Genomic DNA, 15761 nt, shown 5'->3' with positions numbered 1-15761 from the left:
GGCTCATCGACTCAGATGTCCGCTACCCCGTGATGCTGGGCCGGCCGGTTTCGAGGTGACCGGACAGCCGGCGGCGGCAGGCCGGGTCCTCGGGGGTCGTGACCTCGACGTCGTACCAGCCGCTGTCGGTCGGCCAGAACAGCGGGCGGGACTGCTTGCCTCTGAGCTCGATCGCCGTGGTCTTGCTGGTGTAGCCGCGCGCCTTCAGCTTGACGGTCAACGGCTTCCTCGAGCCGTTCACCAGCAGGAGCTGGAGAGCGCCGGCGCGGTTCTCGATCCGTACGTCGAGGGCTGCCGCCGCGCCGGCGGACGTCCCGGCGACCTCGGCCCAGAAGCGGTTCGGTCCCTGGACGGCGAGTTCGAACGGGCCGTCCACGGGGATCGTGACCACGGCCGGCGTCTCGCCGTGGCGGACGTCCAGGTGGGAGGGAGCCGGGAGCTCACCGCCGTACGGGTAGATCGCGAAGTGCGCGGACTGCGAGCCGTTGTTGCTCAAGGCCAGCATCAATTTGCCATCGGCAACAGAGCCCGAAACCGACGGCCCGTAAGGCAGCGCGCGAGCCGGACGGCGGCCGGGTTCCTGCACCGGGAGGGCCTGATCGGCGGGCGGCGTCGGGTGCCAGCGATTGATCGGCGCCGGGACCGGACCGGGCCGGTCGACCGACGGCTGCCGGTACGTCCGGTCGAAGTCGAACGCCGACGTCAGGTCACCGCAGACCGTCCGCCGCCAGGAGCTGATGTTCGGCTCCCGGACACCGGTCCACAGTTCGAGGAACCGCAGGACCGAAGTGTGGTCGAAGACCTGCGAGTTCACGTGACCGCCGACCGTCCACGGCGACACCACGGTCATCGGGACCCGCGGGCCGAGCCCGATCGGCTTCCCGGCGTACCAGTCGTCGCCGGCCCCGGACGGCGGCTGCGGCGCGACCGGCGGCGGGACGTGGTCGAAGTACCCGTCGTTCTCGTCGAAGTTGATCAGCAGCACGGTCTTCGACCAGGTCTCCGGGTCCGACGCGATCGCGTCGAGGACGTCGTAGATCAGGTTCGCGCTGCCGACCGGCGTGGACGATCCGGGGTGTTCGGAGTCGACCGCCGACGGCACCAGCCAGCTCACCTTCGGCAACGTCCCGGCCTTGATGTCGGCGCGCAGCCGCGGCACCAGTGACTCCGGCTCGGAGCGGTACATCGCCTTGCGGAACAGCTTCTGGTCCGCGGCCGGAAGCTTCCCGACGGCCGCGTCGAGCTGCTGCAGCGCGACGGCCCGCTCGGCCTCGCTCTTCGCGAACAGCTTGTCGTAGAACTCCTCGGTCGTCCGGTAGCCGCCCGGCACGTTCGCGAGGATCCGGTGCCCGATGTCCTTGAAGGTCTTGAAGTACTCGACCGCGTTGTCGGTGAAGTTGTCCCACTCCTGGTAGATCTGCCAGGACACACCGGCCGCTTCCAGCCGTTCCGGGTACGCCGTCCAGTCGTAGCCCTTGTGGTCGTACGAGTACGCCGCGTTCGTCACCGCGCGCTGCGCCGTCCCGGGCTCGTAGCCGGTCGTGCCGGACCACAGGTAGTTGCGGTTCGGGTTGGTCGAGCCGTTGACCGAACAGTGGTACGCGTCGCAGATCGTGAACGTCTCGGCGAGCTCGTACTGCAACGGGATGTCGCGGCGGTCGTAGTGGGTCATCGTGGCCGCCGTCTTGGCCTGTACCCAGTCGTCGTTCCAACCGCCCGCCCAGGCCTGGGTGGCGTCGCTGTACCCGTGGGCCAGCGCACCGAGGTACTGGATGTCGCCCGGGGCGCGGCCCGCGTCGGCGGCGGCCTTCCGGAGCGAGAACGGCAGCACCTCGCCGCCGCCCGTCTTCGGCTGGTGGAAGACGCTCTTGCCGTTGCGCAGCCGCAGCGGCTGGCGGTCGCCGTACCCACGGACACCGCGCAGCGTGCCGTAGTAGTGGTCGAACGAGCGGTTCTCCTGCATCAGCACGATCACGTGCTCGATCGCGCGCAGACCACCACGCCTCACAGGTTGCGCCATCGCGGTGTGCAGCGACGGTGGGAGCAGCGAAGCCGCTGCCCCACCCGCCACCGAACCGAGCACCAGGCGCCGGGAGATCTCAGTCATGGTCCCGGACCTTAGGTGGCTCCTGTAGCCGCTGCGCGGCCTGCAGATGAACAGCTATCCGCGGCGGGCGACCGCCGCGTCCCGGAGCTGCTGCAGCACCTCTTCGGTCGTGTCCCAGCCCAGGCAGGCGTCGGTGATCGACTGGCCGTAGGTCAGCTCCCGGGTCGGGTCGAGGTCCTGGCGACCCTCCTGCAGGAACGACTCCAGCATCACACCGACGATCGCCCGGTCGCCGGCCGCGACCTGCGCGCCGATCTCCGCGGCCACGACCGGCTGCCGGCGGTGGTCCTTGCGGCTGTTGCCGTGGCTCGCGTCGATCACGACCCGCTCGGGGAGGCCGGCCTTGCGGAGCAGCTCGACGGCGCCGGCCACGGACTCCGCGTCGTAGTTCGGGCCGCTGTCCGAGCCGCGCAGCACCAGGTGGCAGTCCGGGTTGCCGCGGGTGTGCAGGATGGCGGGCGCGCCGTCGTGGTCGATACCGGTGAACACGTGCGGGACGGCGGCCGCCTTGATCGCGTCGACCGCGGTGCCGATCGAGCCGTCCGGGCGGTTCTTCATCCCGATCGGCATCGACAGGCCGGACGACAACTGCCGGTGCACCTGGCTCTCCACGGTCCGGGCGCCGATCGCGCCCCAGCCCACGGTGTCCGCGATGTACTGCGGGGTGATCGGGTCGAGGAACTCGCAGCCGACCGGGAGGCCGAGCTCGCTGACCTGGACGAGCAGCCGCCGGGCGATCCGCAGGCCGCGGTTCACGTCACCGGAGCCGTCCAGGCCCGGGTCGTTGATCAGGCCCTTCCAGCCGAGGGTCGAGCGCGGCTTCTCGAAGTACACCCGCATCACGACGAGCAGGCCGTCGGACAGCCGCTCCGCGACCGGCCGGAGCCGCTCGGCGTACTCGAGGGCCGCGTCGGCGTCGTGGACCGAGCACGGGCCGACGACAACCATCAGCCGGTCGTCGACCCCGTTCAGTACATCGGCCACCGCCTGCCGGCCGTCGGCGATCGTGCGGGCCAGGTCGTCGTCGAGCGGGTACTCGTCGTGCAGGGCCTGCGGGGTGACCAACGGGACGGTCTTCTCGATACGTCGGTCGACGACGCGGGACTGTTCGCCCGACTTCGGGAGGGTGTTCATGACTGGGGACCTTTCCGCCGGTCCGCATGCGATGTCGCAGTCAGCCGGCTGGGAACGAGAAAAGGCAAGGACGGATGTCCTTGCCTTCGTGCCGGCTCTGGTGTCTGCGATGGGCGTCAGCGATCGGCTGAGTCGCCCGGCACCGGGGCCGGCCACTCAAAAAATCGCCAATAGCTGCGCTTCACACCACCGACAATAGCAGTAACCATCCTTGGGGTGGCGTCGTTGGATCCAATGCAGCGTTGGATGCTGCAAGACCGGGTCGAGACATCGGGGAGTGCAGCAAGGTGGTGAGGCCGCGAACCTTCGAGTTGGTTCGGTACCGGGATCCCAGTGGCGTGTCCGGGACCGGCGTGGTGGCGGAAGGGTGTGAGTTCACCGACGGCTCGGTGGCCCTGCGCTGGCGCGGCGACAACCCCGCGACGGCCGTCTGGCCCGACGTCGAGTCCATCCTGGCCGTGCACGGCCACCAGGGCGCGACGGAGATCCGCTGGATCGACTCCCCCAGGACACCTGGCAACCTCTTCGAGGAGCTGCACCAGGTGCGGCCCGCGTCCGCAGTCACCGATCCGCTCCAGCCGCCGCCCGGCCACCAGCGTGGATGGGCAGGGGCCAGACACCTCAGGTAGGCCATGTCCGTCACGCAGATCTATCTGGTCCGGCACGGTGAGCCGGACTACGGGCCGATCGACTCCCAGGCCTGGCCGGGTGTCACGGCCGACTCCGCTCCGCTCACCGCCCTCGGGATGAAACAGGCCGAGGAGCTCGCCGACCTGCTCGGCGGCATCCGCGCGACGTATTTGGTCAGCTCACCGTTCACCCGCGCCCTGCACAGCGCCGCGATCATCGGCCACCGGCTGGCCCTCGGCGTCAAGGTCGACCACGACCTGCGCGACTGGCTGCCGGACGATACCGGCCGCCGCCGGGGCGCCGCCGACGTCCGCGCGGCCCGCGCCGAGTTCGAGGCGTACGACGGCGAGTGGCCGGACGGCATCCAGCGCCCCTGGGAGCCGCTGTCCCGGGTCCGCGAGCGCGCTCACGCCGCACTCGCCCGGCACACCGCGAGCACCGACGGACCGGTTCTGGCGATCACCCACGCCACCGTCATCCGCGCCCTGACCGGCGAGCGAGACACCGCCCACGGCGCCCACGAGCACTACCGATTCGACCCCGCGATCGGTGCCTGAGGCATCTGCACGTGCAGACGAACTTGCACCGTTGAAGTGACTCATGTCACATCAGATGCAGACGTGAACACGCCTCCCGCCTGAAAACCGCCGATCGCGGCACGCGGGCGCCTGCGGCGATAACGAATGGCTCGAACTTCGAGACAACAAGGGTTGAACTACGTAAGAGATGAGCATAGTTTTCACCGAGCGCCCGTCCGCGCTCACGGTGAGTCAAGGAGGTTGCCATGTCGAGAGGGATGCCTCGCCTGCCCCGCCCGCTCATGGATCTGTGGGACTGGCAGTCGCAAGCCGCATGCCGGGACGTCAACCCGGAGCTCTTCTTCTCGCCCGAATCGGAGCGTGGCGTTCGCAAACGCGCCCGCGAGATGGTGGCCAAGTCGCTGTGCGGAACCTGCCCGGTCCAGCCCGAATGCCGGCAGCACGCCCTGTCCGTCGGTGAGCCCTACGGCGTGTGGGGCGGCACCACGGAGTCCGAGCGCGACAACACCCTCCTGCCCGAGCACCGCAAGTCCGCGTAGGAGCCGCCGGTCCTACCGCTCAGGATTTCCGTCGTCGGTCTCGGAGGACGACTCGTCGGAGCCCTTGGAATCCTTGGGTTCCGGCGTGTCCTCCGGATCCGGCGGCTTCACCGTCGTGCGCGGGTCCCGGTAGCGGTCCAGTGACTTGAGAAAGTCCGGATCGTCGTCGGGCGCCACCGGCCGCGCGGTGGGCCGCGGCGGCTGTCGCCGTACGACGGTGTCCTGGCGGTTGGCGTGCGCGCGCGACATCAGCAGCCAGACGATCGGCCCCGCGAAGGGGACGAACACGATCAGGACGATCCACAGCAGCTTCGGCAGGTGCGGCACATCCTCGTCGGGTGTCTGGATGCACGAGAACAGCGCATACACGGTGAGCACCAGGCTGATCAGGAACGGCAGAAATCGGACCACGCTCCAACAGTACGGCGCGCAGTGTGTCAGCGGGGATCAGCGGGCGGACGCGGTGAGTCCCCGCGCCCGCAGCACGCTGTTCTCCAGCGGCCGGAACACCAGCAGCTCGATGCCGACGCCGACCACGAAGATCAGCACGATGCCGGCGAACACCATCGAGATGTCGGACAGCGACATGCCGTTGTGCAGGTACTGCCCGAGGCCCTCGCCGAGCTCCGGTGAGGTCGCGATCAGCTCCGCGGCCATCAGCGACCGCCACGAGAACGCCCAGCCCTGCTTGAGCCCGCCGAGGAACCCGGGCAGCGCGGCCGGCAGCAGGATGTACCGGATCCCGCCGAGCCTCCCGGCGCCGAGCGCCTGGCCGACCCGCGGCAGGATCGGCGGCACCTGGTCGAGACCGGACACCAGCCCGTTCGCGATCGACGGCACCGCGCCGAGCAGCACGACCCAGTAGATCGCGCGGTCGTTCAGCCCGAACCACAAGATCGCGGCCGGCACCCACGCCACCGACGGCAGGCTCTGCAGCCCCGACACCAGCGGCCCGATCCCGCGCCGGACGACGCGCAGGTTCGCGATCGCGAGGCCCAGCGGTACGGCGATCAGCAGCGAGATCGCGAACCCGATGACGGCACGGTGCACCGACACCCAGAACAGCTCGGCGATCTCGCCGCTCGTCACGAGCTGCCAGATCTGGCCCCACACGTCGACCGGCGCGGGCAGCTTGAACTCGGGCCAGAACGCGGCCGCCCACAACGCCTGCCAGATCGCCACCAGGACGACGACCGCGCCGACCGGCGGCAGCACCCGGGCCGCGATCCGGCGCAGGCGGGAGCCGTCCGGCGCGACGACCGGCGTGTCCAGGGCGTCGAGCCCGGCCTCGACCGACCCCGCCGTCGAACCGTCGTCGCGGACGTCAAGCTGCGGCATGGCTGCTGATCACCTTGCGCAGTGCGGTGTTGATCTCGTCGACCGCATCGGGCGACTCGCCGACGGTCCACTGCTGCACCACACGCCCGGGCCGCGACGACAGCAGGACGACGCGCTGCCCGAGCCGCACGGCCTCGCGGACGTCGTGCGTGACGAAGAGGATCGCCGTACCGGTGGCGCGCCAGATCCGCAACAGCTCACCCTGGAGGACGTCCCGGGTGATCGCGTCCAGCGCGGAGAACGGCTCGTCCATCAGCAGCAGGGACGGCTTGCCCGCGTCCGAGCCGCCGGTGCTGTCGGTGGTCGACGCCAGCGCACGAGCCAGCGCGACTCGTTGCCGCATGCCACCGGACAGCTCGTGCGGCCGCTTGTCACCGAGACCGGCAAGCCGGACCAGCTCGAGCAACTCGGCGGCTCTGGCCCGCCGTTGCGCCTTCGGTACGCCGGCCATCCGCAGCGGGAGCTCCACGTTCCCGGCCGCGGTCAGCCACGGCATCAGCGCGGCCTCCTGGAAGACCACGGCCGGGCGCGACGAGTTCAGTTCGATCCGTCCGGCGGTCGGGCGGTCGAGGCCGGCGACCAGGTTGAGCAGGGTCGTCTTGCCGCACCCGGACGCGCCGAGCAGGCAGACGAACTCCCTGGCCCGCACCTCGAGATCGACGCCGTCCAGCGCGACCACCGACCTCCGGCCGCTGCCGAACGCCTTGCCTACGTGGTGGAACCGCACCGGGCTGAGCTGATCCGGCGGCGCGTCGAGAGTTGCGGTCACGGCTGTCCTCCTCCTGCTCTGCGTCCTACTTCGCGTCCAGGCCCGCGGCGTCGACCGCCGGCTTGCCTGCCTTCGCGAGTACCTCGTTGAGCGGCCCCAGGTCCGCGAAGCCGGCCACGGCCGGCGCCTCCTTTGCAATGCCCGCAGTGACCTGATCCTTGGCCAGCTGCGGGAAGGTGCCGGCGATCGGGTCCGCGGTGATCGTGATGTGCTCGAACGCCCGGTCGATGACGGCCGGCTTCAGCGCCTTGCCGGTCGCCTCCTTGAGCTGCTCGTTCACCACGGTCTTCGCCTGCGCGGCGTTCGCCGTACTGAAGTCGATGGCCGCGACCAGGCCGGACAGCAAGGCCTTCACGGTCTCCGGGTGCTCCTGCAGGAACTGGGTGCGGACGATCAGCACGGTCGTCGGGAACTTGCCGTCAGGCCACAGCGACGCCTCGTCGAGCAGGACCTTCGCGCCGGCGTCCAGGACCAGCCGTGACGACCAGGGCTCGGGCAGCCAGGCGGCGTCGACGTCACCCTTCTTGAAGGCGTCCAGGGTCTGCGCGTTCTCGAGGTTGGTGACCTTGACCTTGCCGGTCAGCTTCTGCTCGGCGAGCCACTTCTTCAGCGACACGTCCTGGGTGTTGCCGAGCTGCGGCGTGACGACGGTCTTGCCGACCAGGTCGGCAGGCTTGGTGATGGTCGGCTTGACGACGAGCTGCGCGCCGCCGGACGTCGCGCCGGCGATCAGCCGGACCGCTTCGCCGTTCGACTTTGCGTAGGCGTTGATCGCCGGCCCGGAGCCGATGAACGACGCGTCCAGCGAGCCGCCGAGCAATGCGCCAACGGCCTCCGGCCCGGCGTTGAACTTGGTCGGCACCAGCTTCGTGCTGCCGAGCTCCTTGGTGAACAGGCCCTGGCCGAGACCGACCAGGGCGGCGGCGTGGGTGACGTTCGGGAAGTAGCCGAGCCGCAGTTCGGCGGCGGGGCCTTTGTCGTTCGCGGCCGGGGCCGTCTCGTTGCCGTCGGCACGGGAACAGCCCGCGGCGGCAACGGTCAGGGCGAGAGCGCCGGCGAGCAGGCGGAACGGACGGAAGATGCTCACAGGGGGAACCTCTGTCTTGGCGGAGGAGAAAGCTCAGGAAGCGGGCTCGAGCTCGGTCTCGTCGAGGAGACGCTCGGCCTCGCGGACGGTACGGCGGGCCTGGGCGCGGACGCCGTACGCGACGATGGCGGCCCAGCCGAGCACGAGCGCCGCGTAGACGGCGTACCGCGGGCCGGTGGCGACGTCGAGGCCGTTCAGCACGGTGCGGGCGTTGGTCAGGATCAGCACCAGGCCGACGCCGACGCCGAGCCAGCGGGTGGCCAGGCGGGAGACGAGCCACGCGGCCAGCGGCGCCGCGAGCACGCCGCCGATCAGCAGCGCGGCGACGATGCCGAACGGCAGGTTCTTCCCGCCCAGGCCGAACAGGAACCCGATGCTGGCGGCGACCGAGACCAGGAACTCGGCCGCGTTCACCGACCCGACGGCACGCCGCGGCGCGAGTTTGCCGCTGGACAGCAGCGCGGAGTTCGCGACCGGCCCCCAGCCGCCGCCACCGGTGGCGTCGATGAAGCCCGCGACCAGACCGAGCGGCCCGAGGAACCGCCCGGCCGGACGGCCCTCGATCACGGCCCGGACCTTCCCGGTGCCGAACCGGACCAGGATGTAGACGCCGAGCAGGAGCAGCAGGCCGGCCACCCACAGCGACGCGGACTCGGTCGACAGGCTGGACAGGAACGTCGCGCCGGCGAACGCGCCGGCCGCGCCCGGGACGCCGATCAGCGCGACCACGCGCCAGTCGACGTTGCCGAATCGCCAGTGCGACAGACCGGAGGCGAGCGTGGTGCCGACCTCGGCCAGATGCACCGAGGCGGAGGCGACGGCCGGGGTGATCCCGGTGATCAGCAGGGCGGTGCTGGCGGTGACCCCGTAGGCCATGCCGAGGGTGCCGTCGACGAGCTGGGCGATCGAGCCGAGCAACGCGATCAGGATGAGACGACGCACGGAGCTACTCCTGCGGACGGGGAGGGAGACGGACGGAAGAGTTACGCCGTCGCCCGACAACCCGCGGAGTTCACGCGCAGCAGATCGACGTGCCGGCGCCGGGTGAGGGCGTCCCCGGGCGCGTTCGCGATGATCTGCATGGCTCTATGAAAGCGGACAAAGTCGAGCAAGATGCTCAGGTTTCAGGATGTGGACCTACGAATCACGAACCGAGACGAACGATCATTTCCGATCATCCGGCCGGATCTGGTCACACGGTTGAAAGCCGGGCGCCCCGCTGCCTACGGTCCTCAGCGTGCTGACTCCTCGATCGCTCAAGACCGAGTACGCCGATCGGCCGCTCGGGCTCGACGTAGCGCGCCCACGGTTCAGCTGGGTCGCCGTCGCCCCCGGCTACGGCGCCGCGCAGACGGCGTACCAGGTCCTGGTCGGCTCCGCGCCCGAACTGCTGACGCCGGAGCGCGCCGACGTGTGGGACTCGGGCAAGGTCGGGTCGGCGCAGACCTTCGGGATCGAGTACGACGGCCCGGCGGCCGCGCGGACCCGGTACCACTGGACCGTCCGGCTGTGGGACCACAACGACCGGGCCGGCGAATGGGCCGAGCCGTCGTGGTTCGAGACCGGTCTGCTCGACCAGGGGTTCGGGACCGCGCAGTGGATCGGCGGCGCGACGCAGAGCGCACCGCTCCTGCGGCGGAGCTTCGCGGTCGACGGCGCCGTACGGCGGGCCCGGCTCTACACCAGCGGCCTCGGCTACGCGGACCTCCGGCTGAACGGACAGGCGGTCAGCGACGCGGTCCTGGATCCGGGGTTCACCGCCTACGACCGCACGGTTCTGTATGTCACGCACGACGTGACCGAGCTGCTGCGGTCCGGCGACAACGTGGTCGGCGCCGAACTGGGCCGCGGCTTCTTCGGCATGACCTCGGTGAACGTCTGGCGCTGGCACGACACCCCGTGGACCGCCGAGCCGCGGCTGCTCGCGCGGCTGGTCGTCGAGTACGACGACGGCCGCGTGGACGAGGTGGTGACGGACGGGACGTGGCGGATCACCGGTGGGCCGACGCTGTCCGACTCGCTGTACACCGGTGAGACGTACGACGCCCGGCGGGCACTGCCCGGCTGGGACACGGCCGGATTCGACGACGCGTCCTGGTCTGCTGCCGCCGTCGTCGAGGCGCCGGGCGGCACGCTGACCGCGCAGGCCCACGAGCCGATCCGAGTGATCGAGACCGTCGACCCGGTCGAGGTGACCGAGGTCCGGCCGGGCGTGTGGATCGCCGACTTCGGCCGGACCGTGGCGGGCTGGACCAGACTGTCGACCACGGCGCCGGCCGGTACCACGATCACCCTCACGCACGGCGAGACGGTTGCCGATGGCAACGTGGCGGCCTGGAACGTGCACGTCGACGGCGACCGGATCCAGCGCGACGAGTACGTCGCCGCCGGCACCGGGGTCGAGACGTGGGAGCCGCGGTTCTCGTACAAGGGCTTCCGCTACGTGCAGATCGAGGGCGCGGCGGCCGAGGTGCAGATGCGGGTGGTGAACTCCGACGTCGCGTCGGCGACGCGGTTCGCCTCGACGCAGTCGGCGTACGAGGTGTTCGAGCGGGCCATGCGCCGCACGATCCTCGGCAACCTGCACGGGATCCCGACCGATACGCCGTACTTCGAGAAGAACGGCTGGACCGGCGACGCGCAGGTCGGTGCGCCGACGATGCTCGCGACGCTCGACCTGGCGCGGTTCTTCACCAAGTGGCTCGGCGACATCCGTGACAGCCAGGCGGACACCGGGCAGCTGCCGGTGATCGTGCCGTCGAGCGGCTGGGGATTCACCGACCTCTCCCCCGCGACCGAATGGCCGACCGTCTACCCGTTCCTGCTGCGCGAGATGTACCGCTGGTACGGCGACGAGCGGCTGCTCCGTGAACACTGGGACTCGCTGACGCGCTACCTCGGGTGGGAGCTGGACCGGGTCGAGGACGGCTTGTCGGTCAGCGTGCTCGGCGACTGGCTCCCGCCCGGCTTCGGCAGCGGCCCGGCGCCGGAGGACCGGCGACTGACGGGGACGGCGTACCTCTACCGGGCGCTCGTCGTCGCGGCGGAGATCGGGGATGTCATTGGGCAGCCCAACCACTTCCGGAAGGCCGCCGCCGAGCTCGCGGACGGGCTGAACCGGACGTTCCTGGACCGCGCGGCAGGTCGGTACCGGTCGGCGGAGGACCCCGACTACCGCCAGACGTCGAACGCCGTGCCGCTGGCATTCGGGATCGTCCCGGAGGACATGGTCGCGCGGGTCGCCGAGGGTCTCGCGGCGGACGTCGAGGCGCGCGGCTTCCACCTCAACACGGGCTGCCTGGGCGTCGGCGTACTGCTCCCGGTGCTGACCGCGCACGGGTACGCCGACGTGGCGACGAAGGTCGCGCTGCAGCGGAGCTACCCGAGCTGGGGCTACTGGTTCGACCTCGGCGCGGACACCATGTGGGAGAAGTGGGAAGAGGACTCGCGGTCGCGGAACCACTACTTCCAGGGCACGGTCGTGCAATGGATCTTCGAGAACGTCGCTGGGCTGCGCGTCGTCGACGCGGGCGGCGAGCGGATCGTCGTTCGGCCGGACGCGCGCGACGAGACCGAGTCGGCGAGCATCCGGACCGATACGATCCGCGGACGGGTGTCGGTGTCGTGGAAGAAGTGCGGACGGGTGCTGTCGCTGGACGTCCAGGTGCCGGTCGGCAGCACGGCCGAGATCCACGTGCCGTCGGCGCGAGCGTCGGACGTCGACGCTGTGCCGCAGTCGTTCGCGGGCACTGCGACGTACGACGCGGGCTACACGGTCTATACGGTCGGCGCCGGGAAGTGGGCGTTCACGAGCCGGTCTGCTTGACGTAGATGAGGTCGCGGACGTCGCGTCCCTCGGCCTGCGCGCGGGACTCGAACTTGGTCACCGGCCGCCACTCGGGACGCGGCGCCCAGCCGTCGGACTCACTGCCGTACTGGTTGCGCAGCGTCGGCTCGGCCTCGCACACCGCGAGCATGCTGTCGGCGTAGTCCGCCCAGTCCGTTGCCAGGTGCAACGTCCCGCCCGGCCGCAGGCGGTCCGCGATCAGCGCGACGAACGGCGCCGTGACGAGCCGCCGCTTGTGGTGCCGCTTCTTCGGCCACGGGTCAGGGAAGAAGATCCGTACGCCGGCCAGCGCGCCGGGCGCGACGTGATCACGCAGGAAGTCCAGCGCGTCGCCCTGCAGCAGGCGGACGTTGTCCAGGTCGTACTTCTCCACCCAGAGCATCAACTGACCGAGACCGGCCGGGTAGACCTCCGCGGCCAGGTGGTTGACCTCCGGCATCGCGACGGCGAGCTGCGCGGTCGCCTCGCCCATCCCGGAGCCGATCTCCAGCACGGTAGGCGCTTCCCGCCCGAACCACTCGGCCAGGTCGAGGACGCCGGGCGGCAGATCCTCCTGGGTCCGGCCCAGGTCAGGCCAGTGGGACTGCCAGACGCGCTTCTGCCCGACCGTCATCCGCACACTGCGCCGGACGGTGCTGAACACACCGGCTTGCCTGACCTGATCCACTGCCTCCACCAGCCGGAGTCTAGCGTTGACGAGACATCCCCCGGAGTCAGGGAACAGGTAATAGCTTGTTCCCAGACCCCGGGAGGTATCGTCACGTTTCAGTCGTCCCAGAACAGGTGCGCCACGGTGTTGTGGGCGCGGCGGGTGGTGCGCAGGTAGTCGTCGGAGAACCGGCCCGACTCCCCCGGCGGGTAGCCGCAGATCTGGGCCACGGCGGCCAGGTCCCGCGGGTCGCGGGGCAGGGAGTCGCCCGGGCGGGCGCGGACCAGCATGATCGCGTTGCGGATCCGGGTGGCCAGCTCCCAGGCAGCCTGCAGCGTGTCGGCCTCGGACGCGTCGACGAGGCCGGCCTCCACACCGGCCCGGAGCGCGGCGAGCGTGCGCGTCGTCCGCAGACTGGGCACGCGGTGTGCCTCGCGGAGCTGCAGCAGCTGGACGGTCCACTCGATGTCGGCCAGACCGCCGCGACCGAGCTTGGTGTGGGTGGCCGGATCCGCGCCACGCGGCAGCCGCTCGGCGTCGACGCGCGCCTTGATCCGGCGGATCTCCATCACGTCGCGCTCGCGGATGCCGTTCTCCGGGTAGCGCAGCGGGTCGATCAGCTCCCGGAACGACCGGCACAGGTCGGCGTCGCCGCACAACGGGTCGGCCCGCAGCAGCGCCTGCGCCTCCCAGACGGCCGACCAGCGCGCGTAGTACGAGGCGTACGACGCGAGCGTCCGGACCAGCGGCCCCTGCCGGCCCTCCGGGCGCAGGTCCGCGTCGATCGCGACCGCCGGGTCGGCGCCGGGCAGCGACAGCATCCGGCGGAGCTCGGTCGCGGCCTGCGTCGCGAAGTCCGTCGCCTTCTTCTCGTCCGCGCCGGGGAGCGGGTCGTGCACGAACATCACGTCGGCGTCGCTGCCGTACCCGAGCTCGTGCCCGCCGAAGCGGCCCATCGCGACGATCGACATCCGGGTCGGCTCCGGCTCCCCCGCTCTCAAGATGCGCTGTGCGACCGCCTTCCGGACGACCTCGAGCGCGGTCGTCAAGGTGCCGACCGAGACGTTCGTCAGGGCGTCGCCGACGGCCTCCACGTCGAGCAGTCCGGACAGGTCCGCGGCCGCGATCCGGAACAGTTCCCGGCGCCGGACCGCGCGGATCGCCGCGACCGCGGCCTCCGGGGCGTCCTGCCGCCGGGCGGCCGCGGACATCTCGGCGAGCAACGCCTCCTGGGTGCGCGGCGTCAGCTCGCGTTCGTCGGCGAGCATCGCGGTCGCTTCCGGCGCGCGTTGCAGCAGGTCGACGGCGTACCGGCCGCTGGCCAGCAGGTGCGCCAACCGCTCGGCCGACGCGCCTTCGTCACGCAGCTGGCGCAGGTACCAGGGGGTGGAGCCGAGGGCGTCGGAGATGGTGCGGAACGCCAGCAGGCCGGCGTCCGGATCGGGTGACTCGGCGAACCAGCCGAGCATCGCGGGCAGCAGTGCCTTCTGGATCGACGATCGCCGCGAGACGCCTTCGGACAGGGCTTCGATGTGCCGCAGCGCCGACGCGGGATCGGCGTACCCGAGCGCGGTCAGGCGTTGCTTGGCTGCCTCGGGTGTCAGCCGGACCTCGCCGCCGGGGATCCGCGCGACGGCCGCGAGCAGCGGGCGGTAGAACAGCTTCTCGTGCAGGCGCCGTACCTCGAGGGCGTGCTTCTTCCACGCCGCGGTCAGGTCGGCGACCGGGTTCTTCGTGAAGCCGAGCGACCGGCCGAGCCGCCGCAGGTCGGCCTCGTCGTCCGGGACGTGATGTGTACGGCGCAGGCGGTACAGCTGGATGCGGTGCTCCATCGACCGCAGGAACCGGTACGCGTCGGCGAGGACGGCGCCGTCCGTGCGGCCGACGTACCCGCTGCTCGTCAGACTCTCCAGCGCGACCAGCGTCGTACCGCTGCGCACCGACTCGTCGCTGCGGCCGTGCACGAGTTGCAGCAGCTGGACGGCGAACTCGACGTCGCGCAGTCCACCGGGGCCGAGCTTCAGCTGGCGATCGACGTCGGCCGCCGGGATGTGGTCGATCACGCGCCGGCGCATCGCCTGGACGTCGGCGACGAAGCCTTCGCGGTCGGCGGCCGACCAGGTGAGCCGGCCGATCTGCTCCATGTACTGACGGCCCAGCTCACGATCGCCCGCGACCGGGCGGGCCTTGAGGAGCGCCTGGAACTCCCAGGTCTTCGCCCAGCGCTGGTAGTACGCGAGGTGGCTGTCGAGGGTGCGGACGAGCGGACCGGACTTGCCTTCCGGGCGGAGCGCCGCGTCGACCGGCCAGAGCGTGCCCTCGCCGGTGTGCGCCGAGCAGATCCGCATCGCGGCCGCGGCGAGCTGGGTCGCGGTCTTCAGGGCGGGCAGCTCCGGTTCGCCGTCGTGCGGCTCGGCGACGAACAGCACGTCGACATCGCTGACGTAGTTGAGCTCCCGGCCGCCGCACTTGCCCATGGCAATGATCGCCAGCCGGCAGTCGGCGGCGCCGGGATGCGCGGCGAAGTACTCGTTGCGCGCGATGTGCAAGGCGGTCTCGAGTGCTCCCCCGGCGAGATCCGCGAGGACGGCGGCGACCTCGTCGACGAGCAGCCCCTCGGCGAGGTCCCGCGCGGCCAGCCGGATCAGCAGCCGGCGGTACTCGATCCGGAGCGCGTCGACCGGGTTGTCGGCGTCGACCGCCGTAGCCAGCTTGGCGGCGACGTCGTCGGCCGACGGCCGGGACCCCGCGAGCGCCGGGTCCGCGAGGTCGTACCAATGCCGCGGATGGACGCCGAGATGCCGCCCCAGCGCTTCGCTCGCGCCGAGCACGTAGACGAGCCGCCGGCGGAAGTCCGCGTCCATCTCGAGCGTGCGGGCGAACGCGGCGAGGTCGTGCCCGTGCCGGTGCAGCGATTCGGCCATCGCACACAAGCTCCGCAGCGCGAGGTCGGGATCGGCCGACTCCGAGAGCGTGGTGATCAGCTGCTCGGTGGCCAGCGGGCTGTGCGAGTCCAGCGCGTCCAGCTCCTCGAGCATCCCCGCCGCCCGCCCCGGATCCTCGAACCCCAACCGGACCAGCCGGCCCTCCCACGACGATCTCCGACCCTCAGCCACCCCCGC

At 71.0% G+C, this 15761-nt stretch carries 14 protein-coding genes; 4 read left to right on the top strand and 10 right to left on the bottom strand.

Features of this window, described 5'->3' with window-relative positions; translation table 11 throughout:
- Positions 1–22 precede the first annotated feature (22 nt).
- Together AB0I12_RS22240 and AB0I12_RS22235 are read right to left on the bottom strand one after the other, a co-directional pair.
- Entirely contained in the window at positions 23–2107 is a 2085-nt protein-coding gene (locus AB0I12_RS22240) for a phosphocholine-specific phospholipase C (protein ID WP_359932780.1), read from the bottom strand.
- Positions 2108–2161: 54 nt separating this feature from the next.
- Positions 2162–3241, bottom strand: a complete 1080-nt coding sequence (locus AB0I12_RS22235; protein ID WP_359932777.1) for a 3-deoxy-7-phosphoheptulonate synthase — start codon at positions 3239–3241, stop codon at positions 2162–2164.
- Between the two features lie 287 nt (positions 3242–3528).
- On the opposite strand from AB0I12_RS22235, the gene AB0I12_RS22230 reads away from it, so the two are divergent.
- From AB0I12_RS22230 to AB0I12_RS22220, 3 genes are all read left to right on the top strand, one after another.
- The gene (locus AB0I12_RS22230) at positions 3529–3870 is read left to right on the top strand and encodes a hypothetical protein (protein WP_359932774.1); all 342 of its coding nucleotides are present in this window, start codon (positions 3529–3531) and stop codon (positions 3868–3870) included.
- 3 nt (positions 3871–3873) lie between these two features.
- Entirely contained in the window at positions 3874–4428 is a 555-nt protein-coding gene (locus tag AB0I12_RS22225; protein ID WP_359932771.1) for a histidine phosphatase family protein, read from the top strand.
- A gap of 227 nt (positions 4429–4655) precedes the next feature.
- Entirely contained in the window at positions 4656–4949 is a 294-nt protein-coding gene (locus tag AB0I12_RS22220; RefSeq protein WP_131350551.1) for a WhiB family transcriptional regulator, read from the top strand.
- Positions 4950–4961: 12 nt separating this feature from the next.
- Here AB0I12_RS22220 and AB0I12_RS22215 read toward each other — a convergent pair whose 3' ends face one another.
- The 6 genes from AB0I12_RS22215 to AB0I12_RS22190 are packed head-to-tail and all read right to left on the bottom strand — an operon-like array spanning position 4962 to position 9225.
- On the bottom strand, positions 4962–5360 hold the full coding sequence (locus AB0I12_RS22215; RefSeq protein WP_359932768.1) for a PLD nuclease N-terminal domain-containing protein: 399 nt from the start codon (positions 5358–5360) through the stop codon (positions 4962–4964).
- 36 nt (positions 5361–5396) lie between these two features.
- Positions 5397–6287: an ABC transporter permease gene (locus AB0I12_RS22210; RefSeq protein WP_359932766.1), complete on the bottom strand. Its 891-nt coding sequence runs from the start codon at positions 6285–6287 to the stop codon at positions 5397–5399.
- Complete coding sequence (locus AB0I12_RS22205) at positions 6274–7056, bottom strand: ABC transporter ATP-binding protein (protein ID WP_359932763.1); 783 nt, start codon at positions 7054–7056, stop codon at positions 6274–6276. The genes AB0I12_RS22210 and AB0I12_RS22205 overlap by 14 nt, the downstream gene beginning before the upstream one ends.
- Before the next feature lie 25 nt (positions 7057–7081).
- A complete protein-coding gene (locus AB0I12_RS22200; protein ID WP_359932760.1) occupies positions 7082–8143 on the bottom strand; it encodes an ABC transporter substrate-binding protein in 1062 nt (353 codons plus the stop codon).
- A 33-nt stretch (positions 8144–8176) separates the two neighbouring features.
- Positions 8177–9085: a sulfite exporter TauE/SafE family protein gene (locus tag AB0I12_RS22195; RefSeq protein ID WP_359932757.1), complete on the bottom strand. Its 909-nt coding sequence runs from the start codon at positions 9083–9085 to the stop codon at positions 8177–8179.
- 41 nt (positions 9086–9126) lie between these two features.
- Entirely contained in the window at positions 9127–9225 is a 99-nt protein-coding gene (locus AB0I12_RS22190; protein WP_355688645.1) for a putative leader peptide, read from the bottom strand.
- 155 nt (positions 9226–9380) lie between these two features.
- Here AB0I12_RS22190 and AB0I12_RS22185 point away from each other — a divergent pair, with 155 nt between their 5' ends.
- Positions 9381–11969, top strand: a complete 2589-nt coding sequence (locus tag AB0I12_RS22185; RefSeq protein WP_359932754.1) for a family 78 glycoside hydrolase catalytic domain — start codon at positions 9381–9383, stop codon at positions 11967–11969.
- Here the strand turns inward: AB0I12_RS22185 and trmB are convergent.
- Both trmB and AB0I12_RS22175 read right to left on the bottom strand, forming a co-directional pair.
- On the bottom strand, positions 11950–12666 hold the full coding sequence (gene trmB, locus AB0I12_RS22180) for a tRNA (guanosine(46)-N7)-methyltransferase TrmB (RefSeq protein ID WP_359932751.1): 717 nt from the start codon (positions 12664–12666) through the stop codon (positions 11950–11952). The two genes, AB0I12_RS22185 and trmB, sit on opposite strands and share 20 nt — an antisense overlap.
- A gap of 89 nt (positions 12667–12755) precedes the next feature.
- Complete coding sequence (locus AB0I12_RS22175; protein WP_359932748.1) at positions 12756–15755, bottom strand: bifunctional [glutamine synthetase] adenylyltransferase/[glutamine synthetase]-adenylyl-L-tyrosine phosphorylase; 3000 nt, start codon at positions 15753–15755, stop codon at positions 12756–12758.
- Between the last annotated feature and the right edge of the window lie 6 nt (positions 15756–15761).

It is taken from the genome of Kribbella sp. NPDC050459 (assembly GCF_040655315.1).
Classification (GTDB): domain Bacteria; phylum Actinomycetota; class Actinomycetes; order Propionibacteriales; family Kribbellaceae; genus Kribbella.
This window is presented reverse-complemented; position numbering and strand designations above follow the sequence as displayed.